Source organism: Inquilinus sp. YAF38, from assembly GCF_052113205.1.
GTDB lineage: Bacteria > Pseudomonadota > Alphaproteobacteria > DSM-16000 > Inquilinaceae > Inquilinus.
Genome location: NZ_JBFRCU010000116.1, coordinates 1 through 20,114, shown reverse-complemented (window position 1 = coordinate 20,114; position 20,114 = coordinate 1). Strand labels below are relative to the sequence as shown.

12 protein-coding genes and 1 pseudogene are annotated in these 20,114 nt (G+C 69.6%); 4 read left to right on the top strand and 9 right to left on the bottom strand.

Annotated features, from left to right (window positions below; genetic code table 11):
- Nucleotides 1–139: 139 nt before the first annotated feature.
- The gene (locus AB4Z01_RS32635; RefSeq protein WP_441700510.1) at nucleotides 140–967 is read right to left on the bottom strand and encodes a universal stress protein; all 828 of its coding nucleotides are present in this window, start codon (nucleotides 965–967) and stop codon (nucleotides 140–142) included.
- Between the two features lie 219 nt (nucleotides 968–1,186).
- Between AB4Z01_RS32635 and AB4Z01_RS32630 the strand changes: the two genes are divergently transcribed.
- Complete coding sequence (locus tag AB4Z01_RS32630) at nucleotides 1,187–3,016, top strand: aromatic amino acid ammonia-lyase (RefSeq protein WP_441700508.1); 1,830 nt, start codon at nucleotides 1,187–1,189, stop codon at nucleotides 3,014–3,016.
- Nucleotides 3,017–3,176: 160 nt separating this feature from the next.
- Here AB4Z01_RS32630 and AB4Z01_RS32625 read toward each other — a convergent pair whose 3' ends face one another.
- Both AB4Z01_RS32625 and AB4Z01_RS32620 read right to left on the bottom strand, forming a co-directional pair.
- The gene (locus tag AB4Z01_RS32625; RefSeq protein WP_441700506.1) at nucleotides 3,177–3,404 is read right to left on the bottom strand and encodes a hypothetical protein; all 228 of its coding nucleotides are present in this window, start codon (nucleotides 3,402–3,404) and stop codon (nucleotides 3,177–3,179) included.
- Nucleotides 3,405–3,491: 87 nt separating this feature from the next.
- On the bottom strand, nucleotides 3,492–4,844 hold the full coding sequence (locus AB4Z01_RS32620; RefSeq protein WP_441700504.1) for an ABC1 kinase family protein: 1,353 nt from the start codon (nucleotides 4,842–4,844) through the stop codon (nucleotides 3,492–3,494).
- Nucleotides 4,845–5,122: 278 nt separating this feature from the next.
- On the opposite strand from AB4Z01_RS32620, the gene AB4Z01_RS32615 reads away from it, so the two are divergent.
- Nucleotides 5,123–8,620 (top strand): indolepyruvate ferredoxin oxidoreductase family protein, encoded by a 3,498-nt coding sequence (locus AB4Z01_RS32615; protein ID WP_441700502.1) that lies wholly within the window; start codon nucleotides 5,123–5,125, stop codon nucleotides 8,618–8,620.
- Between the two features lie 9 nt (nucleotides 8,621–8,629).
- Here the strand turns inward: AB4Z01_RS32615 and AB4Z01_RS32610 are convergent, their stop codons facing one another.
- Nucleotides 8,630–9,799, bottom strand: a complete 1,170-nt coding sequence (locus tag AB4Z01_RS32610) for a helix-turn-helix transcriptional regulator (protein WP_441700501.1) — start codon at nucleotides 9,797–9,799, stop codon at nucleotides 8,630–8,632.
- A gap of 286 nt (nucleotides 9,800–10,085) precedes the next feature.
- Here AB4Z01_RS32610 and AB4Z01_RS32605 point away from each other — a divergent pair, with 286 nt between their 5' ends.
- Entirely contained in the window at nucleotides 10,086–14,663 is a 4,578-nt protein-coding gene (locus AB4Z01_RS32605; RefSeq protein ID WP_441700499.1) for a response regulator, read from the top strand.
- A gap of 124 nt (nucleotides 14,664–14,787) precedes the next feature.
- Here the strand turns inward: AB4Z01_RS32605 and AB4Z01_RS32600 are convergent, their stop codons facing one another.
- The 5 genes from AB4Z01_RS32600 to AB4Z01_RS32580 all read right to left on the bottom strand — a co-directional run bounded on the left by AB4Z01_RS32600 (nucleotide 14,788) and on the right by AB4Z01_RS32580 (nucleotide 19,245).
- On the bottom strand, nucleotides 14,788–15,504 hold the full coding sequence (locus AB4Z01_RS32600) for a helix-turn-helix transcriptional regulator (RefSeq protein ID WP_441700497.1): 717 nt from the start codon (nucleotides 15,502–15,504) through the stop codon (nucleotides 14,788–14,790).
- 35 nt (nucleotides 15,505–15,539) lie between these two features.
- Entirely contained in the window at nucleotides 15,540–15,740 is a 201-nt protein-coding gene (locus tag AB4Z01_RS32595) for a hypothetical protein (RefSeq protein ID WP_441700495.1), read from the bottom strand.
- 239 nt (nucleotides 15,741–15,979) lie between these two features.
- On the bottom strand, nucleotides 15,980–18,028 hold the full coding sequence (locus AB4Z01_RS32590; protein WP_441700493.1) for a DUF4139 domain-containing protein: 2,049 nt from the start codon (nucleotides 18,026–18,028) through the stop codon (nucleotides 15,980–15,982).
- A 116-nt stretch (nucleotides 18,029–18,144) separates the two neighbouring features.
- On the bottom strand, nucleotides 18,145–18,600 hold the full coding sequence (locus AB4Z01_RS32585) for a hypothetical protein (protein WP_441700492.1): 456 nt from the start codon (nucleotides 18,598–18,600) through the stop codon (nucleotides 18,145–18,147).
- Between the two features lie 177 nt (nucleotides 18,601–18,777).
- Nucleotides 18,778–19,245: a hypothetical protein gene (locus AB4Z01_RS32580; protein ID WP_441700490.1), complete on the bottom strand. Its 468-nt coding sequence runs from the start codon at nucleotides 19,243–19,245 to the stop codon at nucleotides 18,778–18,780.
- A 220-nt stretch (nucleotides 19,246–19,465) separates the two neighbouring features.
- On the opposite strand from AB4Z01_RS32580, the pseudogene AB4Z01_RS32575 reads away from it, so the two are divergent.
- Nucleotides 19,466–20,114, top strand: a pseudogene (locus AB4Z01_RS32575) (NAD(P)(+) transhydrogenase (Re/Si-specific) subunit alpha); the annotation flags it as partial.

Sequence of the window (20,114 nt, the reverse complement as noted above, 5' to 3'; positions counted from 1 at the left end):
GACCGGGTGAGGGCTGGCCCGGGCCTCGACAAAGAGCCCTCACCCGGAGCCGCTTCGCGTCTCCGACCTCTCCCGTAAACGGGAGAGGCAACACGTGACAGCCTTGGTGCAGTGCGATCCGGCCTCAACTCATCCCCGGTCAATGCGCCATCAGCACCGGGCGGTCGGCGTGGAACAGCATGTGCTCGGTGACCCCGCCCAGGATCATCTCGCGGAACCGGCTGTGGCTGTAGCCGCCCATGACGATCAGCCCGGCATTGGCGCGCTGGGCCGCGGCCAGGATGGCGGCGTCGACCCCCTGCTTCGGGTCGTCCGCGGCGATCCGGTTGGCCGGCGCGCCGTGGCGGCTGAGATAGCGCACCAGCTCGGCCGCGGTGCAGCGGTCCTCGCCCTCGTCGCGGGTGTAGACGCTGACCGCCGTCGCGGCCTCCAGGAAGGGCAGGGCGGCGGCGACGCTGCGCGACGCCTCTTTGCCGCCGTCCCAGGCGACCAGGATGCGCTCGGCGAAATCCTCCGCCACCGGGCCGGGCACGATCAGCACCGCCCGGCCGGTCTCGAACAGCGCCGCCTCCAGCACCGCCCGGCTGGCGTTCGGGTCCTGGCCCGGGCCGGGCGTCACGATCAGGTCGGCGACAGTGCCGCGATGGCCGACGGCGGCCGACTCGCTGCCGGTGTCCTCGCGGAACTCCACCTCGGGGCCGAAGCCGGTCGCTGCCTTGGCGGCCTCGAACACGGCGCGGTTGCGGGCGCCGACCTCGTTCGAGGCCTTCTCCGCCCCCTCCAACAGCATGCTGGTGGCGACCGCCATCTCGGCCCCGGTATAGGCCAGGACCCGCTGCGGGTCGGGCCGCAGCGACAACACTTCGACCGAGGCGTCGAAGCGCTTGGCGACGCGCAGCGCGGCGTCGAGCGCCGCGGCGTCGCCGGCATGGCCGCTGAGGGGGACGAGCAGGTGCTGGATGGACATGGAACCTCCGGGGCTCGACGGTCTCGGACCCATTGTTTACCCGAAGCAACCCCCGATCCACCGTTTCGGTGCCCGGCATGGCTGCCGTGCGGCTTCGTCGGGCTGGGTCCTTCGGTTCGAAAGTTGTCGACAAGAGTGATTTCCTAGCCTTTTCAGGAAACATTTTTTCTATATAGTGAAATTGTTCCCATAGGTTTCCATCGACAGCGGGAGATGTTCATGCCGGATCGGATTGCCTCCGCCTGCACGAAATTTCTGTTACACGCGTTGACGATGCTCGCCCTCTTGCTGGCGCCCCAATCCCTCCGCGCCTTTGAAGCGCCGGGGACTTATCAGGCGATCGTCGAGACGGCCGCGGACAAGACGATCACGCTGACCGGCCATGACCTCACCATCGAGCAGGTGATCGCCATCGCCCGTGACGGCGCGAACGTGAAGCTCAGCGACGAGGCCCTGCAGCGCTCGGCCGATGCGTACGGGCTCCTGCTGCAGGGCGCGGCCGAGAACGTGACGATCTACTGGTTCAACCGCGGGGCCGGCGACCAACGCGAAACGGTGATCTTTTCGGGTGACCCGACCACGCCCGAAAACACCAGGCTCCTGAAAGAGCAGCAGCTGGCGCGCTTCAGGAGAGGGGTCGCCGCCGGTTTCGGCCCGGAACTGCACGAGGAGGCGCTGATCCGCGCCATCATGGCCATCCGCGCCAACACCATGTCCTATGAGGCGGCCAGCCCACAGCTGACCCGGATTCTGGTCGACATGCTCAATGCGCGCGTCACCCCGGTGGTGCAGTCGCGCGGGACGCTCGGTGAGGGCGACCTGCCCACCATGGGCAACATCGCGGGGACCATGGTCGGCGAGGGCGATGCCTATTACCACGGCGTGCGCATGCCGGCCGCCGACGCTCTTGCCAAGGCCGGCCTGAAGCCGCTGGAGCCCTTCGCCGCCGATGAAGCCGCCCTGATCAGCACCAACGCCTATGCCCAGGCCCAGGCCGTGCTGCTGCTGGCCGATGCGCGCCGCCTGCTGGAGTGGACGGACCTCGCCTACGCCATCGACCTCCTCGGCATGAATTCCAGCGTCACGCCGATCTCCTCGCAGGTTCAGGCGATGCGTCCCCATCCATGGCTGACATGGGACGCTGCGCGGGTCATGGACATGATCAAGGGCAGCTATCTCTTCGAGGAGGACCCGGCCCGCATCATCCAGGATCCCGAAAGCATGCGCGCCTCCAGCCAGCGCCAGGGCTCGGCCTGGCAGGCCTGGGCCGATCTGCGCGATACCACGCTGCTGTCGATCAACGCGTCCGATCACAACCCGGCCGTTCTGCCCGGCCTGACGCCGGAAAGCTCATGGGAGCTGAGCACGCCGCAATTCATGAAATATTACGTCAAGGGCGGCCCGCTCAGCCATGGCAAGTCGGGCTACATCTTCTCCAACGCCAATTGGGATCCCTATCCGCTCGCCAATCAGGTGGAAGCCTTCACCATCGCGCTGACCAATATGGACGTGGCGATCGCCCAGCGCATCGAGCGCTTCCGCAACCCCTTCTTCACGGTGGTGAAGCCGGCCGATATCCTCAGCGCCGACATGCTCAGGCAGGCGCCAGGCCGGGACGGCTACCTGCCGACCGATCTCTGGCTGGAATTGTCGGCCATGGGCACGCCGGCCGCGCCGGCCGGACAGGCCATTGTCGCCACGGTCGAAGACCTGCAGGCGGAAACCCGCCTCAAGACCCAGCGGGCCCGCGACGCCGTCGACCTGTCCTTCCAGCTCCTGGCACAGGACCTGCTGATGGGAAGCTTCTGGATGGAGGTGCGAAGGGTCCAGACTCCCGGGCGCAACTTCGGAACGGTGCCGACCGCGGCGCTGGCGGCCCTGCGCGAGGTCGTGCCGTGGCAGCAATTGCCATCCGAGCGGCAGAAGCGCCCGCTCGGCATGGTGGTCTATGACTTCATGCAGGCCAATCCCGCCTCGAAATTCTACCCGGGCGGGCCGACGCCGCCGCAAGGCCAGCAGGTCCCCAAGGCAGGGCCGTCGGCGAACTGAAGGGTGGGGACGGCCTGAGAGGGCGCCCATTTCTCGCCGTCATTGCGAGGAGGCGAAGCCGGCGAAGCAATCCAGGGGCTGGTGCGAGCGGCCCTGGATGCTTCGCTGCGCTCGCAATGACGATGTTGGGAATCTCGCAAGCGGAGAGGCAAAGCCCCGCTCAGCCTTCCTCCGCCCCGGGCTCCTGGGGAAACCGCCGCCAGGCGGGATCCTTGAGCTTCATCCGGACCACGTACAGGAGCTCGTTCCGCACGCCCTTGGTGGCGGCGAAAGGAATGTCGAAATTCACGCTGTGATAGACCAGCGACAGGATGCCGTCCCGCTCGTCATCCGCGATGTCGCCGTCGATCAGCCGCACGACCCAGTGATGGCACGATGCCGTGGTCACCGCCGTTCGCATCGTCCTGGAGCACGAGGCGACCGCCCTCGGTCCAGTCCTGCCGCAGAGCCGCCAGCTCGTCCGGCGCCATCGGCGTCAGGCGCCCGCCACCGGGGGCGTCAGGCCGTGCTTCTTCAGGATCGCGGCCTGCCGCTTGGCCAGGGTGGCCTGGTCGAAATCGGCGATCAGCTCGTTGAACAGCGTGTGCCAGTTCACCCGGGCCCTGAGGTGAATGAAGACCGAGCCGAGGCCGAGCGCCGCCCGATCCATGAACACGAATTCGCGCGGCACCTCGATCCCGCCGACCCGGCGCAGCTCCTTGTGCACCTGCTCGGCGGTCTCGCGGCCATAGACGCCATTCTTGGCCTCGCCGATCAGCCGGACCTTGTTCTCCAGGATCGGGCCGTACAGGAAGCCGGCCCAGACGTTCAGCACATCGGCCAGCTCGTTGGTCATGTTCTTGAAGCCCCAGGTCTTGTAGGCGGCGACCGCGCGGTCGCGGTCATTGGTCTCCAGCGCCCGGTACAGCTCGATCACCCCGCCGACGAAGCTGGGCGGGAACAACCGGACGCAGCCGAAATCCATCAGGTTGATCGAATCGTCCGGCCGCACCGAGTAGTTGCCGAGATGCGGGTCGCCGTGGATCACGCCGTAATAGTAGAGCGGCACGTACCAGGCCCGGAACATGTTCAGCGCCAGCTGGGCCCGCTGCTCCTCGCTGCCCTCGACGAAGGTCAGGATCTTCTGGCCGTCCTGCCAGGTGGTGGTCAGCAGCCGCCTGGTCGACAGCTCCGGCACCACCTCCGGCACATGCACGTTCGGCTCCTTCGCCAGCATCTCGGCGTAGAGCTGCGAGTGCCGGGCCTCGAGCGCGTAATCCAGCTCCTCGCGCAGCCGTTCCGAGATCTCGGCGTGGATCTGCTTGGTGGAGACGGTCTTGTCGTAGCGCTCGAAGATGCCGAGGATCAGCTTCAACTGCTTCAGGTCGGCCTCGACCGCCGACTGCATGTCCGGGTATTGCAGCTTGCAGGCCAGGAGTCGGCCATCGGGCCCGACCGCCCTGTGCACCTGGCCCAGCGAGGCCGCGGCCGCCGCTTCGTGCTCGAAACTCTGGAACCGGCTCTGCCAAGCCTGGCCCAGCTCGCTTGCCATCCGGCGCTTGACGAAGGGCCAGCCCATCGACGGCGCATCGGCCTGCAACTGCTGCAGCTCCTGCGCATATTCCTTCGGCACCGCCTCGGGGATGGTGGACAGCATCTGCGCCACCTTCATCAGCGGGCCCTTCAGCCCGCCCAGCGCCGCCCGCAGATCGTTGGCATGCGCCTCGCGGTCGACCTTGAGGCCGAGATAGCGCTCGCCCGCCACCCGGGCGGCGAGACCGCCCATGGCTCCGGAGACGCGGGCGTAGCGGCGAAGGCGTCCGCCGAAACTGTTCTCTTCGTCGGCCATGGATCCACCGGAGGTCGCGCGGCCGGGCCCGGCCGCCCGACCTATCTAGGGACACAAGGCCGATCCGTCACCCCCGACGGTGTCGCACGCGCCCGATCGGGTTCGTTTCCGTCGCGTTTTCGGCAAAGCCGGACATCTTGGATCAAGGACAGCAATACTGTCGGTTTCCCGTTGCTTTCTTGCCGGAAACAGCCGGGTGCGATTGTCCCCGGAGCGAAATAAGATTACCTATTTGGAGTGGCCGCGGCGACAGATCGGCGGTCTTTCGGGAGGCATCGATGACGGCAACGGCGCTTGCTTCCGTGAGCCTCGAGGACAAATACACCCTCGACTCCGGCCGCATCTATCTCACCGGCATCCATGCGCTGGTCCGCCTGCCTTTGATGCAGCGCCGGCGCGACGAAGCCGCCGGGCTGAACACCGCCTGCTTCATCTCTGGCTATCGCGGCTCGCCGCTCGGCGGCTACGACCAGGCGCTGTGGTCGGCGCGCAAGTTCCTGCAGAAGCAGAACATCGAGTTCCAGCCCGGGCTGAACGAGGACCTGGGTGCCACCGCGGTCTGGGGCAGCCAGCAGGTCGGGCTGTGGCCCGGCGCGAAGCATGACGGCGTGTTCGGCATCTGGTACGGCAAGGGCCCGGGCGTCGACCGCACCGGCGACGTGCTCAAGCACGCCAATTTCGCCGGCACCTCGCAGTTCGGCGGTGTCCTGGCCCTGGCCGGCGACGACCATGCCTGCAAATCCTCGACCGTACCGCACCAGTCCGAGCATGCGTTCATCGCCCATATGATGCCGGTGCTGAACCCGACGAATGTCCAGGAGATCCTGGATTACGGCCTCTATGGCTGGGCGATGAGCCGCTATTCCGGCCTTTGGGTCGGCTTCAAGACCATCGCCGAGAATGTCGACAGCTCGGCTTCGGTGCATGTCGACCCGAACCGGGTCAACATCGTGCTGCCGGAAGACTTCGCGATGCCGCCCGGCGGCCTGAACATCCGCTGGCCCGACCCGCCGCTGGTGCAGGAGGAGCGGCTGATGCGCGACAAGCTGTACGCCGCGCTCGCCTTCGCCCGCGCCAACAAGCTCGACCGGCTGGTCTATGACAGCGGCGGCCGGCACCGCTTCGGCATCGTCACCACTGGCAAATCCTATCTCGACACGCGCCAAGCGCTGGACGACCTCGGCATCGACCGGGCGCTGGCGGCCGAGCTCGGCATCTGCATCTACAAGGTTGGCATGCCCTGGCCGCTGGAGCCGAATGGGGTGCGCGCCTTCGCCGAAGGCCTTGACGAGCTGATCGTCGTCGAGGAGAAGCGGGCCTTGATCGAGAATCAGCTGAAGGAACAGCTGTACAACTGGCAGGCCGACAAGCGGCCGGTGATCGTCGGCAAGTTCGACGAGAAGCGCGACTGGATCCTGCCCTCGACCGGCGAGCTGACTCCGGCCCAGATCGCGGTCGCCATCGGCAAGCGCCTGCTGAAATACCTCGACCATCCCGGCCTGGCCGAGCGTGTCCGCTACCTGGAGGAGCGCGAGGGCCAGAAGAAGATCGTCAAGGCTGCGGTCGACCGGGTGCCGTTCTTCTGCTCCGGCTGCCCGCACAACACCTCGACCCGGGTGCCGGAGGGCAGCCGCGCCTTGGCCGGCATCGGCTGCCACTACATGGCGACCTGGATGCCCGACCGCAAAGCCGAGACCTTCAGCCAGATGGGCGGCGAGGGCGCGGCCTGGATCGGCCAGGCGCCGTTCACCGACACCAAGCACGTCTTCGTCAATCTCGGCGACGGCACCTATTTCCACTCCGGCAGCCTGGCCATCCGCGCGGCGCTGGCCGCGGGCGTCAACGCCACCTACAAGATCCTGTTCAACGACGCCGTGGCGATGACCGGCGGCCAGCCGGTGGACGGCACCCTGACCGTGCCGATGATCGCGGCCCAGCTGAAGGCCGAGGGCGTCAAGACCCTGGTCGTGGTCACCGACCGGCCGGAGATCTATGGCGAGGCGGGGACGCAGAGCAAGCTGCTGCCCGCAGGCGTGCCGGTCGAGCACCGCGACGAGCTCGACCATGTCCAGCAGCGGCTGCGCGACACGCCCGGCGTCTCGGTGATGATCTACGACCAGACCTGCGCCGCCGAGAAGCGCCGCCGCCGCAAGCGCGGCCTGATGGAGGATCCGGCCCGCCGGGTGGTCATCAACGAGGCGGTGTGCGAGGGCTGCGGCGACTGCTCGAAGGTCTCGAACTGCCTGTCCGTCGTGCCGGTGGAGACCGAGTTCGGCCGCAAGCGGGCGATCGACCAGTCCAGCTGCAACAAGGATTATTCCTGCGTCAACGGCTTCTGCCCGTCCTTCGTTTCGGTGCTGGGCGGAAGCTTGCGCAAGCCGAAGCCGGCGGCGGAGGGCAAGGCCGACCTGTTCCCGGCGCTGCCGGAGCCTGAGCTGCCGTCGCTGGACCAGCCCTACGGCATCATGATCACCGGCATCGGCGGCACCGGCGTCATCACCATCGGCGCGCTGCTGGGCATGGCCTCGCATCTCGAGGGCAAGGGCGTCTCGGTGCTCGACCAGGCCGGGCTGGCCCAGAAGGGCGGCGCCGTGGTCAGCCATGTCCGCATCGCCCGGACGCCGGAGGAGATCCACGCCGTGCGCATCGCCGCCGGCGGCGCCAGGCTGATGCTGGGCTGCGACCTGGTCGTGGCCGCTTCGGGCGAGGCGCAGTCGAAGATCCATCCGGGCCTGACCCGGCAGGTGGTGAACAGCCACGAGACCATCACCGGCGCCTTCACCCGCAACCCGGACTTCGTCATCCCCGGCAAGTCGATGCTGGAGGCGGTGGCCAAGAACGGCGGTGACCCGAAGCTGCTGGACACGGTCGACGCCACCCGCCTGGCCACCGCGCTGCTCGGCGACAGCATCGCCACCAACCTGTTCATGCTCGGCTACGCCTGGCAGAAGGGGCTGGTGCCGGTGTCGCACGAGGCGCTGGAACGGGCGATCGAGCTGAATGGCACGGCGGTCGCCATGAACAAGGCCGCCTTCCTGTGGGGCCGCCGCGCCGCCCACGACCTCGCCGGGGTCGAGCGGCTGGCCACGCCGCCGCAGGAGCAGCAGCACCGGCTGTCGCAGACGCTGGACGAGGCGATCGCCCGCCGGATCGAGCAACTGACCGCCTATCAGGACGCCGCCTATGCCGCGCGCTACACGGCGCTGGTCGACAAGGTGCGCGCCGCGGAAGCGAAGCTGGGCCGCGAGGACCTGACCGACGCGGTGGCCCGGAACTATTACAAGCTCCTGGCCTACAAGGACGAGTACGAGGTCGCCCGGCTGTACACCGACGGCAGCTTCCTGAAGCAGATCGAGGCGCAGTTCGAGGGCGACTACACGCTGCAGTTCCACCTGGCGCCGCCCGCCTTCTCCGAGAAGGATCCGGACACAGGCCATCTCAAGAAGCGCGCCTTCGGCCCGTGGATGCTCAAGGCCTTCAAGCTGCTGGCGCGGATGAAGCGGCTGCGCGGCACCGTCCTCGACCCGTTCGGCCGCACCGAGGAGCGCAAGACAGAGCGGCAGCTGATCACCGATTACGAGGCGGTGGTGGCGGAGCTGCTGGCCCGGCTGGGACCGGACACCCATGCCGTCTGCGTCGCCATCGCCCGGGTGCCGGAGCAGATCCGCGGCTATGGCCACATCAAGGACGAGAACCGCGACAAGGCCAAGGCACGCGAGGCCGAACTGCTGGCGACGTTGCGCACCCCGGCCGCGCCGAAGCTGGCGGCGGAGTAAGGCCGCCGCTCAGTCGGGCGGCGGTGCCGGCAGGCTGCATTGCACCAGCAGGCGGGCCAGCTCCGCCTGCCGCCGGGTGCCGGTCTTCTCGAAGATGTGGGACAGATGAGTGCGGGCGGTGGTGTCCGAGATCGACCGGCGCCGGGCCGCGGCCTGGATGCCGTCGCCGCGAGCGATCTCGACGGCAAAGCCGGCCTCCGCCGCCGTCAGCCCGAACAGCTCCTGCAGCAGGGCGGCGGCGGGGGCCGCATCATGCTCCGGATCGACGATGAAGATCGCCACCCGGGATTGTGCCCCGCGGTCTCCGAACCCGGTCTGGCGGACCGGGATCACGGTCAGCAGCAGGGCCTGTGCTCCGGATGGGCGCGACAGCCGCATCCGGGTCCCTGCGGTCGCGGCGCGGACCGCGGCGTCGATGCCGGGGGGCGCGGTGCCGGCCGCCGCCATGGCCACGGCACGCCGCAGTCGGCGGGTCTCCTCCGGCAGCGCCGCGGTGATGCCGCCCGGCCCGACCGACAGCCCGTCGGGACGGGCGACGAGCGCGTCTGCCCGCCGGTTGAGATAGGCGGGCCGGCTCTCGGCATCGCAGAGGATCAGCCCGAAATCGATCCGGTCGAGCACGGCCATCGCGTCGTCGAAGCGCAGGTCGGCAAAGCGGGGGTCGGCGACGCCCAGCGACCGGCGGAGCTCCAGCGCGCGGGTGAGGTGGGGCAGGATCGCCTGAAATGCCGCGACGTCTCGGTCGGTAAAATCCGGCGCGCCCAGGACCCGGCGGACGGCGACGTAGCTGCTGTGGGTCGGCGTCTGCCGCACCAGCGCCACGACGCCGTGGAAGTCGCCGTTGGGGCGGACTACCTCGTTGTAGAACTCCGATCGGATGAAATCGCGCTCGGGCTTCAGCTCCAGGCTGCGCACGGCCCGGCCGAGCGGCAGCCTGGCCGCCCATGGTGCGGTCCGTGGGGCGCCCGGTGCCGACATGCGTCGCAGATGGGCGGGGTCCCAGCGCCAGCCGATCATCATATCGGCGTGCCGCTGCGATCGGTCTTCGACCAACAGCGATCCGCGCTGCCCGTCGGCCGCAGCGGCGATCGCCTCGATCGCACCGGGCCAGGCATCCGGCGACGTCACGGCATCGTAGATGCGCTGCACGGCCTTGAGGATTGCGTTCGCCCAGTCCATGCCCCGCCGCCGCAAACGTCACGCTCACTGTCGGGGTTTTTTATCACATTTGTCGGGCTTGCGGTATTTCGATGAACGGCCGGACGGACGCCGGTCACCGGAACGGGCCGATAGCCGCCGCCGAAGAACGGATGCAGCCATCATGGGCATTTCATAACAAAAGATAACCGCGGGCGTCGAAGGCCCTCGGAACCTATGGTTTCTCCATGGTGCAAGGCGATGGTCATTGTCGAAGCGGCGCTGACACCGGTCGATTTTCTTAGCCGCTTCGACCCGATGCCGGACTATGCTGCGGCGGGTCGAGAATTCCGTCGAGGCGGCGGTGAATCAGGCGGGCGATGCGGCGGCGGGCGGGCTTGTGCCCACTCCCGACTTCCTCAGGGGCGGCGGCGAGATGGGGCAGCGCATCCGCGCCCATGACTGGGCCGCGACGCCGCTGGGGCCGCCGGAGCGTTGGCCGCAGAGCCTGAAGACGGCGATCCGGATCATGCTGACCTCGCGCCAGCCGATCTGGATCGGCTGGGGGCCGGAGCTGATCTATTTCTACAACGATCCCTACAAGTCGATCATCGGCGGCAAGCACCCCCTGGCGCTGGGCCAGCCGACGGCGGCCGTGTGGCGCGAGATCTGGGCCGAGATCGGGCCGATGCTGGCCGCGGCGCTGGCCGACGACGAGGGCACCTATGTCGAGCAGCAGCTCCTGATCATGGAGCGCAACTTCTATCCGGAGGAGACCTACTACACCTTCTCCTACAGCCCGGTCCCGAACGACGACGGCAGCACCGGCGGCATCATCTGCGCCAACACCGACGACACCCAGCGGGTGCTGAGCGAGCGCCAGCTGGCCCTGCTGCGCGACCTGGCAGCCAGCACCGCGGATGCGCGGACCTGGCAGGAGGCCTGCGAACGCAGCGCCCTGGCGCTCGAGGCGAACCGCCGCGACCTGCCCTTCGCCCTGATCTATATGGCGGAGCCGGAGGCCGACGACGTGCGGCTGGCCGGGCTCAGCGGCATCGCCCCCAGCCATCCGGCGGCGCCGGACATGATCGACGCGGGCGCTTCGGCGCTTTGGCCGATCGCCGATGTCCTGCGCCAGCCGGACCGCCATGTCCTGGTCGATCTGCCGGCCGGCACGGCTTTTCCGTCCGGCGAATGGCAACAGCCGCCGATCCGGGCCGTGCTGGTCCCGATCCCCGCCGCAGGCGAGACCGGGCGGGCGGGGGTGCTGGTGGCCGGCCTGAGCCCGTTCCGCCTGTTCGACGACGACTATCGCGGTTTCCTGACCCTCGCCGCGGGCCAGATCGCGGCCAGCACCGCCAACGCCCAGGCCTATGAGGAGGAGAAGCGGCGGGCCGAGGCGCTGGCGGAGATCGACCGCGCCAAGACCACCTTCTTCTCCAATGTCAGCCACGAGTTCCGCACCCCGCTGACCCTGATGATGGGGCCGCTGGAGGATCTGCTCGCCGCGCCGGAGCCGGACGTGCCGGCCCCCGACCGCGCCCTGGTCGAGGTGGCGCACCGGAACTCGGTCCGGCTGCTGAAGCTGGTGAACACGCTGCTCGACTTCTCGCGGATGGAGGCCGGCCGGGTCGAGGCCAGCTACGAGCCGACCGACCTGGCGAAGCTCACCGCCGAGCTGGCCTCGACCTTCCGCTCGGCGACCGACCGCGCCGGTCTCCGCCTCACGGTCGACGGCCCGGCACTGCCCGAGCCGGTCTTCATCGACCGCGAGATGTGGGAGAAGATCGTCCTCAACCTCCTGTCCAACGCCTTGAAGTTCACCTTCGACGGCGAGATCTCGGTCACGGTCCGCCCGTCGCGCGACGGACGCTTCGCCGAGGTTGTGGTCGCCGACACCGGCACCGGCATCCCGGCGGAGGAGCTGCCGCATCTGTTCGAGCGGTTCCGCCGCATCGAGGGCGCGCGCGGCCGGTCCTTCGAGGGCAGCGGCATCGGCCTGGCGCTGGTGCAGGAGCTGGTGAAGCTGCATGGCGGCGAGGTGCGGGTGGACAGCGAGCTCGGCCGCGGCTCCGCCTTCACCGTGCGGATTCCCTTCGGCACCGGCCATCTGGCGCCGGAGCGGATCGGCGGCGCCCGGTCGCTGGCCTCGACCGGCCTGCGGGCCCAGGCGTATGTCGACGAGGCCATGACCTGGCTGTCGCCCGGCGCCGCGCCGGCCGAGACGCCGCCGAGCCCGGCCGCGGAGGATCTGGCGGCGCCGATTCAGGTCCCCGGTGCCGAGCGCAGCCTGGTGCTGGTGGTCGACGACAATGGCGACATGCGCCACTATCTGAAGCGGCTGCTGCGGTCGGCCGGATACCGGGTCGAGACTGCCGGCAACGGCGAGGAGGCGCTGGCGGCCGTCCGCGCGGCGAAGCCCGACCTGATCCTGTCGGATGTGATGATGCCGAAGCTGGACGGCTTCGGCCTGCTGCAGGAGGTCCGCGGCGATCCGCAGCTGCGCGACATTCCCGTGCTGCTGCTGTCCGCCCGGGCCGGCGACGAGGCGAAGGTCGAGGGCATCCGCTCCGGCGCCGACGATTACCTGACCAAGCCCTTCTCGGCCCGCGAGCTGCTGGCGCGGGTCGATGCCAATCTCCGCCTGGCGGCGATCCGGCGCGAGAGTGCCCGGGTGCTTGAGGAGGAGGCGAGAACCCAGGAGAGGCTGAACGCCGTCGGCACGGCGATCGCCGCGGAGCTGGACCTGGAGCGCGCGGTGCAGATCGTCACCGACGCCGCCACCGAGCTGTCCGGCGCGGCCTTCGGGTCGTTCTTCTACAACGTGGTCGCCGACGACGGCGAATCCTACACGCTCTACACCCTGTCCGGCGTGTCGCGAGAGGCCTTCTCCCGCTTCCCCATGCCGCGCAACACCGCGGTGTTCGGGCCGACCTTCCGCGGCGAGGGCATGGTCCGGTCGGACGACATCACCCGCGATCCCCGCTACGGCCGGAACGCGCCCTACGAGGGCATGCCGGAGGGCCATCTGCCGGTCTGCAGCTATCTCGCGGCGCCGGTCGTCTCGCAATCCGGCGAGGTGCTGGGCGGCCTGTTCTTCGGCCATCCGGAGCCCGGCAGGTTCGATGAGCGGGCGGAGCGGCTGGTTGCCGGCATCGCCACCCAGGCGGCGATCGCGATCGACAAGGCCCGGCTGTACCGCGCCGCCCAGGTCGAGATCGAGCGGCGGACCCGGTCCGAGGCGGCGCTGCGCGAGAGCGAGCAGCTGCTCGAGGCCAAGGTGGTCGAGCGGACCGCCGAGCTGACCATGGCCAATGAGCGGCTGCGGACCGAGGCGGCCGAGCGCGAGCGCGCCGAAGGGGCGCTGCGGCAGGCGCAGAAGATGGAAGGCATCGGCCAGCTCACCGGCGGCGTGGCCCACGACTTCAACAACCTGCTGACCGTCATCATCGGCAATCTGGAAACCGTGCAGCGGCATCTGCGCCAGCCGCAGCAGAGCGCCCCCGCCCTCGAGCGCGCGGCCGACCAGGCCATGCGCGGCGCCCAGCGCGCGGCATCGCTGACCCAGAGGCTGCTGGCCTTCTCCCGGCAGCAGCCGCTCGATCCGAAGCCGACCGATACCAACCGGCTGATCGCGGGCATGTCGGACCTGCTGCGCCGCACGATCGGCGAGCAGATCGCGGTCGAGACCGTGCTGGCCGGCGGGCTGTGGCTGGTCCATGCCGATCCGAACCAGATCGAGGTCGCGATCCTCAACCTCGCGGTCAATTCACGCGACGCGATGCCCGATGGCGGCCGGCTGACCATCGAAACCGCCAACGCCTATCTGGATGAAGGCTATGCCGCCTCCCAGGCGGAGGTGGTGCCCGGCCAATATGTCGTGGTGGCGGTCACCGACAGCGGCATCGGCATGGGCAAGGATGTCGTGGCGCGCGCCTTCGAGCCGTTCTTCACCACCAAGGATGTCGGGCACGGCACCGGCCTCGGCCTGTCCCAGGTCTACGGCTTCGTCAAGCAGTCGGGCGGCCATGTGAAGATCTACAGCGAGCCCGGCGAGGGGACGACGGTGAAGATCTACCTGCCCCGCTTCCATTCGACCGAGCTCCGGGCCGAGCCGGAGGTCGTCGTGAAGGCGCCGGGTGCCTTCCATGCCGAGACGATCCTGGTGGTGGAGGATGACGGCGATGTCCGCAGCCACACCACCGGCATCCTGCGCGAGCTCGGCTATACGGTGCTCGAGGCGCCGGAAGGCAAGACTGCGCTGAAGGTGATCGAGCAGCATCCGGAGATCAGCCTGCTGTTCACCGATGTCGGCCTGCCGGGTGGGATGAATGGGCGCCAGCTGGCCGAGGCCGCGCGGCGGATCCGCGGCGACCTCAAGGTCCTGTTCACCAGCGGCTACGCCCGCAACGCCATCGTCCATGACGGCAGGCTGGATCCCGGGGTGCAACTGATCACCAAGCCCTTCACCTATGCGGCGCTCGCCACCAAGCTGCGCGATGTCCTCGACCGGCAGTCGGGGGCACGGCGCATCTTGCTGGTGGAGGACGAGCCGCTGCTGCAGATGCTGGTCGTCGACAATCTGGAGGAGCTGGGCTTCAAGGCGGAGACCGCAGGCTCGGCGACCGAGGCCCTGAACAAGCTGCGTCTGGTCGCCGGCGGCTTCGATGGCGCCGTGGTCGATCTCGGCCTGCCGGACTATGGCGGCGACGTGCTGGTCCGCGAGATGCGGGCGCTGCACCCATCCCTGCCGGTCGTCATCGCCAGCGGCCAGGGCGAGGGCGCCGTGCGCGACCAGTTCAAGGATCTCGCCCGGGTTGCGGTGCTGGCCAAGCCCTTCAGCGGCGACGAGCTCGGGGCAGCGTTGCGGTCGGCCGGCATCGCCATTCCGGGCGACGCCGGCTGAACCGCGCCGGTCAGCGGAAGAACAGCCAGATCAGGATCAGGAGCGGGATCGGGATCCCGAGCAGCCAGAGCAGGATGTAGCGCACGCGACGCCTCCGGTTCGTTCGGCCGCGGGTCGGCGGCCTCTAGGAAACGGAACGCGAGGTCGCCGCCTTCAGTTCCTCCGCCTCGCGCCACTCGCGCTCGCGGCTGAGGTAGTCCTCGAGGGTGCGGCCGCTGACCGGCTCGAACCGCTCCTCCAGCGTCTCCAGCGTGTCGATCCGGTCGAGGCGGAAGCTGCGGAAATCCTGGCGCAGCTCGCACCAGGCGGTGGCGGTCCAGCGGTTGCCCCAGAAGAACAGGCCGAGCGGATGCACGATCCGCTCGCTGGTCGCCTCCGGCGCGCTGTAGTGCAGCCGCAGCTTGTGCCGCTCGGCGATCGCCAGGCGGATCGGCTCCATCAGCTCCAGCGGGTAGGGGCGGCGGCCCGGCGCGTGGATCGGCACCTCGTCGAGCGAGGCGGCGCTGGCCTCCGGCAGCACGCCGGAGATCTTGCGCGCGGCGTTGCCGGCGGCGCGGGCCAGAGCCGGGTCGGTCCAGGCCGCGACCATGCGGGCGCCAAGGCTCAGCGCCAGAAGCTCCTCGGCGGTGAACTGCACCGGCGGCGGCTCGAAGCCGCGGCGCAGCCGGTAGCCGACGCCGGCCTCGCCGTCGATCGGCGCGCCGCTGGCCAGCAGGTCCGCCATGTCGCGGTAGACCGTGCGCTCCGAGACCTCGAGCACCTGCGACAGCTGCTGCGCCGTGACCAGGCTGCGGCCGCGCATCAACAGCAGGATCTGGATCAGGCGGTCGGCTCGGCGCATCGGCGGGAGGCCCGCCGAAGAGGCAGGCGGCAGGGTCAGAGGGAACGGCTCCCGCAGTGATAGAGCCGAACGCCCGGCCCGTCGATGACCTGCATGCAGCGGCCGGCGTCGGCGCCGACCGTCCCGCCGATCGCCGGGCGGCTGCCCTCCGCCGCCTCGACCACGGTCTCGACCGCGGTCTCGGGCGCGATGCCCGGCCGGGCCCGGAACAGCACGATCTCGGTGACGAAGGCCATCGGTGTCTCTCCATCCGTGAGGCCCTTTGCCGGGCCATCGATGAGGAGACAGTACGACACCCCTCCTGACAGCATCCTGTCAGGAGGGGTGGAGGGAATGGGCCCGGCGGTAAGACCCTTCGGCACAACAGCCCTTCCCTTTGCCGTCATTCCCGCGAAAGCGGGAATCTGTCTCAAGCCGGCGCGAGATCCCCGCTTTCGCGGGGATGACGAGGAAGGAGGGGGCTAAAGGACTCGCGTCAGATGTTCAGCTTGCGCACCGACTGGCGGAACTGGGTCCGCGCGGCATCGGTCGCCTTGCGCGCCTTGGCCAGGTCGGCACCGACCTGCTCCAGCTCGCTCTCACTGTCGTTCAGCTTGCCGAGATAGCGCTGGAACAGGTCGCTGTCCTTCGGCACGGCGCCGATGTTCTGGCGCAGCCGCGCCTGCTCCTGGCCGATCTCGCCCTGGCGCTGCTCCAGCCGCTCGGCGTCGGCCTCGTGGTCGCGGATCACCGCCAGCTGGCCGGCCAGCTCCGCCATCGCCTGGCGCACCTTGGCCGGCAGGGTGCGGTCCTCGGCCCAGGCGGCGATCTGGTCGTCGGCATCGTCGGCCAGGTCGATGCTCTGCGCCAGCGGCTGCTCCTGCGTCACCGTCACTTTCTCGGTCTTGCCGGCGGCCACCGCCTGGCGGATGCGGTACTGGCCGGCGACGATCTCCACCCCCTTCTTCCCTGGGCCTTGCGCCGGCTCGGTCAGGGTCCAGCCCTCGTAGCGCGGCGTCTGCAGCAGCACGGTGCGGTCCTCGCCGGCGGCGCCGGTGACGGCGTAGCTGACGCTGGCGCGCTGGGTGGTGGTCAGCTCCAGCACCCCGTCGACGATGCGGGCGCGGGCCAGGGTATCGTCGCGCTTGTCCTCGCGGTCGACCGTCACTTTCTGGTCGACGGCGAAGCTGAGCAGCCGGCTTTCGCCGGCCGGCAGCGCCCCCAGCCGGGCGTCGCCGACATAGGACACGCCGTCAGCGCCGCGCTCGTACAGGGTCAGCACGCCCGGCGGCAGGCCGGTCTGGCCGTCATTCTTCAGGTCGACCGCGGCCAGCGGGTGCTTCGGTTCGGTGTCCGGCAGATACAGGTCGACCTGGCCGGCCGGGATCTCGCGGTCGATGATCGGCACCAGCAGGGAATGTCCGGCGGCGACGGTCACCGGCTCCGGCAGGCGGAAGGTGACCTGGGTCGCGGTCTCGCCCGATTCGGCGGCGGTGACCTTGGCGTATTGCTGCGGAGAGCTGCTGATCTGATCCGCGACCGCCACCTCGCCCTCCGGCGCCGCCATCATCCGCATCACCGGCGCCGGCGGGGCGGCTCCCGCCGCAGCGCGGCCCAGCGCGTCGCCGTCGGCATCGCGGGCCCGCTCGTCGACCGGCGGCAGCACGCGGCCCGCCACCTCGACCGGCACCTCCGGCCGCGCCACGGTGTAGCTCTGGTACAGCGCTTGGCGGAAGGTGACCGGGTTGCCGGAGACGACGGTCAGGTCGACCCTGTCCCAATCGGCGCCGCTCATGTTCTCCAGCACCGCCCAGCCCTGCAGCGCCGCCGTCTCCGCTTTCGGATCGGCGGCCAGGGTCAGGCGGTAGCTGGTCTTCCACAGCGGCGCCGCGACGACATAGCCGACGCGCAGCGTGCGCTCACCGTCGCCGGTGGCGCGGATCGCCAGGGTCCGCCGGTCCTTGGCCGAATCGCGGGCCAGCGCGGCCAGCGCCGCATCCAGCTTGGCCTGCAGCGCCGGGTCGGCGAATTGCAGCCCGTCCGCCTCCTCCAGCAGGAACTGGCGCACCCCGCCCGTGGTCATCAGGCTGACCCGGTGGCGGGTGATTTCGGCGCCGTCCTTGTCCTTCGCCGTCTCGGGCACCACCGACAGGATGCGGCCGGAGACGCCGCGGGCGCCCTCGACCCGAACCTCGGCGCCGCGCAGCGCGTTCAGCAGGTCGGCGGGGGAGGCCAGCGCCTCCGGCCCGAACGGCATCTCGCGGAAGGCGGCGGCCAGCGGCTCGCGCCCGGGCAGGCTGATCTCGCCGATGCCGCCCTTGTCGTCATAGACGACGATGCTCTTCATCACGTCGTCGACCTGGTCGAGCGGCACGGCCAAGTCCAGGGTCTCGTTGCCGGTGACCTTGGCCTCGTACTCGAAATAGCCGACGCCGCCGGTCGACAGCAGCACGCGCTTCAGCGCCAGCGGCTCGGCGGCGAAGGCCGGCATGGCCAGGAACGCCGCGGCCGCGAAGGCCGGCAAGGCGAGGCGGATCGGTGTCATGCGGGTCCCCCTTCAGGATCGGTCGCAGGGCCCGACCTTGCGGGGTGATCGTGGCGACGGCGCGGCCATGTGGGGCCGAGCGTGGCGGAAAAGTGCTCTCCGCCACGCCTGGGCCGTCAATCGAACGGCCAGCCGTTGTTGTTGCCGCGGCGGTTGCCGCCCCGGCTGCAGTCGTTGGTGTCGGTGCCGTCGGTGCAGCGGTTGGTGCCGCCGTAGCGGCCTTCGTCGCAGACGCCGTTATTGGCGCGGCGGCAGCTGTTCGGGCCGTGGTCGCGGTCGCGGCTGGCATAGCCGCGGCAGTCGGCCGTGTCGGTGCCGTCGTCGCAGCGATTGCTGCCGCCGTAGCGGCCCTCGTCGCACTCGCCATCATAGGCGCGGTGGCAGCTGTTGGCGCGGTCGTTGCGGTCGCCGCGATTGCGGTTGTCGATGCGGGTGTAGCCGCCGTCGCTATAGCCGCCGTCGCCGCTGTAGCCGTCGTTGTAACTGCCGCCGTAGGAACCGTCCTGGGGGACACAGGCGATGGCGCCGACGGCGACGGCGGTCAGGGCAAGGGTGCGCAGGAAGCTGGACAAGGGCGGTTCCTCGAAGTTTGTCGGCGGCCGCGCCGGATGCCCGGCGATGCGGCGCCGAAAACAAGGAGCAACCCCCTCTCCGGGTTCCGTTGTTTCGGGTGGAAGGACCGTGGACAACGGCCAGGGGCAGGCGGCAGCTGGCCGTCTGCCGCCAGGCGTGGCGGAAAGAAGGCCCGGCTAGTTGCCGAACAGGCCGCCGAACGGCTGGTCGTCGTTGTTGCTGCGCCGGCTGTAGCCGCCCTGTTGCCCACCGCGGCAATCGGCGGTGTCGGTGCCGTCGTCGCATTTGTTGGTGCCGCCGTATTGGCCTTCGTCGCAGACGCCGTTGAAGGCGCGGCGGCAGCTGTTGCCGCGGTCGCGGTCCTGATCGCGGCCGGCATAGCGCCGGCAGTCATTGGTGTCGGTGCCGTCGTCACATCTGTTGGAGCCGCCGTAGCGGCCTTCGTCGCATTCGCCGTTGTTGGCGCGGCGGCAGGAATTGGCGTTGCGATCGCGTTGGCCGGTTTGATAGCCGCCGCCATTGCCGTAGCCGGAGTTGCCGTAGCCGGAGTTGCCGTAGCCGGAGTTGCCGCCATCCTGAGGCACGCAGGCGATGGCGCCGACGGCGATGGCGGTGAGGGCAAGGGTACGCAGGAAGGTCGTCACGGCGAGTCCTCCAGACCGTTTCTGTGCGGCGTCCAACTCCGATCGATCGAAGCGAGACGGCGTGTGGTCACTCAATAGGCAAACCTGGCTTCGGGTTCCGTTGTTTCAGGTGGAAGGATCGTGGACATCGGGCGGGGGCCTGAGGCATGGTCGGACGTTGCGTCGCCGCGGGGAAAAACTTGCGGATCCATCGCCCGGAAACGCGAAGGGAGAACGATCCATGCGGATAGGTGTGTTGCGTGAGCGGCGGGATGGGGAGCGCCGGGTGGCGGCGACGGTGGACAGCGTGAAGAAGCTGGTGGCCCTGGGCGCGACGGTGGTGGTGGAATCCGGCGCCGGGCTCGGCAGCGCGGTGACGGACGAGGCGTACCGGTCGGCCGGGGCGGAGGTGGCGCCCGATGCGGCAGCCGCTCTCGCGGGCGCCGACGTGGTGCTGAAGGTGCGCCGCCCGCTGCGGGCCGGGGAGGGCGAGCTGGACGAGCTGTCGCTGATCCCGCGCGGGGCGACGCTGATCGGCATCCTCGAGCCCTATGACGACGCCGACAGCCTTGCGGCCTATGCCGAGGCGGGGATCGAGAGCTTTGCCCTGGAGCTGGTGCCGCGGATCACGCGGGCGCAGGCGATGGACGTGCTGTCGAGCCAGGCCAACCTGGCGGGCTACCGGGCGGTCCTGGAGGCGGCGTCGGTGTTCGGCCGGGCCTTCCCGATGATGATGACGGCGGCGGGCACGGTGCCGCCGGCGCGGGTGCTGGTGATGGGCGCGGGCGTGGCCGGGCTGCAGGCGATCGCGACGGCGCGTCGGCTGGGGGCGGTGGTGTCGGCGACCGATGTGCGCCCGGCGGCGAAGGAGCAGGTGCAGTCTCTGGGCG

Coding starts and splice junctions, on each gene's coding strand:
- AB4Z01_RS32635 (WP_441700510.1), bottom strand. CDS start 967: ATGTCCATCCAGCACCTGCTCGTCCCCCTCAGCGGCCATGCCGGCGAC.
- AB4Z01_RS32620 (WP_441700504.1), bottom strand. CDS start 4,844: ATGGCCGACGAAGAGAACAGTTTCGGCGGACGCCTTCGCCGCTACGCC.
- AB4Z01_RS32615 (WP_441700502.1), top strand. CDS start 5,123: ATGACGGCAACGGCGCTTGCTTCCGTGAGCCTCGAGGACAAATACACC.
- AB4Z01_RS32610 (WP_441700501.1), bottom strand. CDS start 9,799: ATGGACTGGGCGAACGCAATCCTCAAGGCCGTGCAGCGCATCTACGAT.
- AB4Z01_RS32605 (WP_441700499.1), top strand. CDS start 10,086: ATGCTGCGGCGGGTCGAGAATTCCGTCGAGGCGGCGGTGAATCAGGCG.
- AB4Z01_RS32590 (WP_441700493.1), bottom strand. CDS start 18,028: ATGACACCGATCCGCCTCGCCTTGCCGGCCTTCGCGGCCGCGGCGTTC.
- AB4Z01_RS32595 (WP_441700495.1), bottom strand. CDS start 15,740: ATGGCCTTCGTCACCGAGATCGTGCTGTTCCGGGCCCGGCCGGGCATC.
- AB4Z01_RS32600 (WP_441700497.1), bottom strand. CDS start 15,504: ATGCGCCGAGCCGACCGCCTGATCCAGATCCTGCTGTTGATGCGCGGC.
- AB4Z01_RS32630 (WP_441700508.1), top strand. CDS start 1,187: ATGCCGGATCGGATTGCCTCCGCCTGCACGAAATTTCTGTTACACGCG.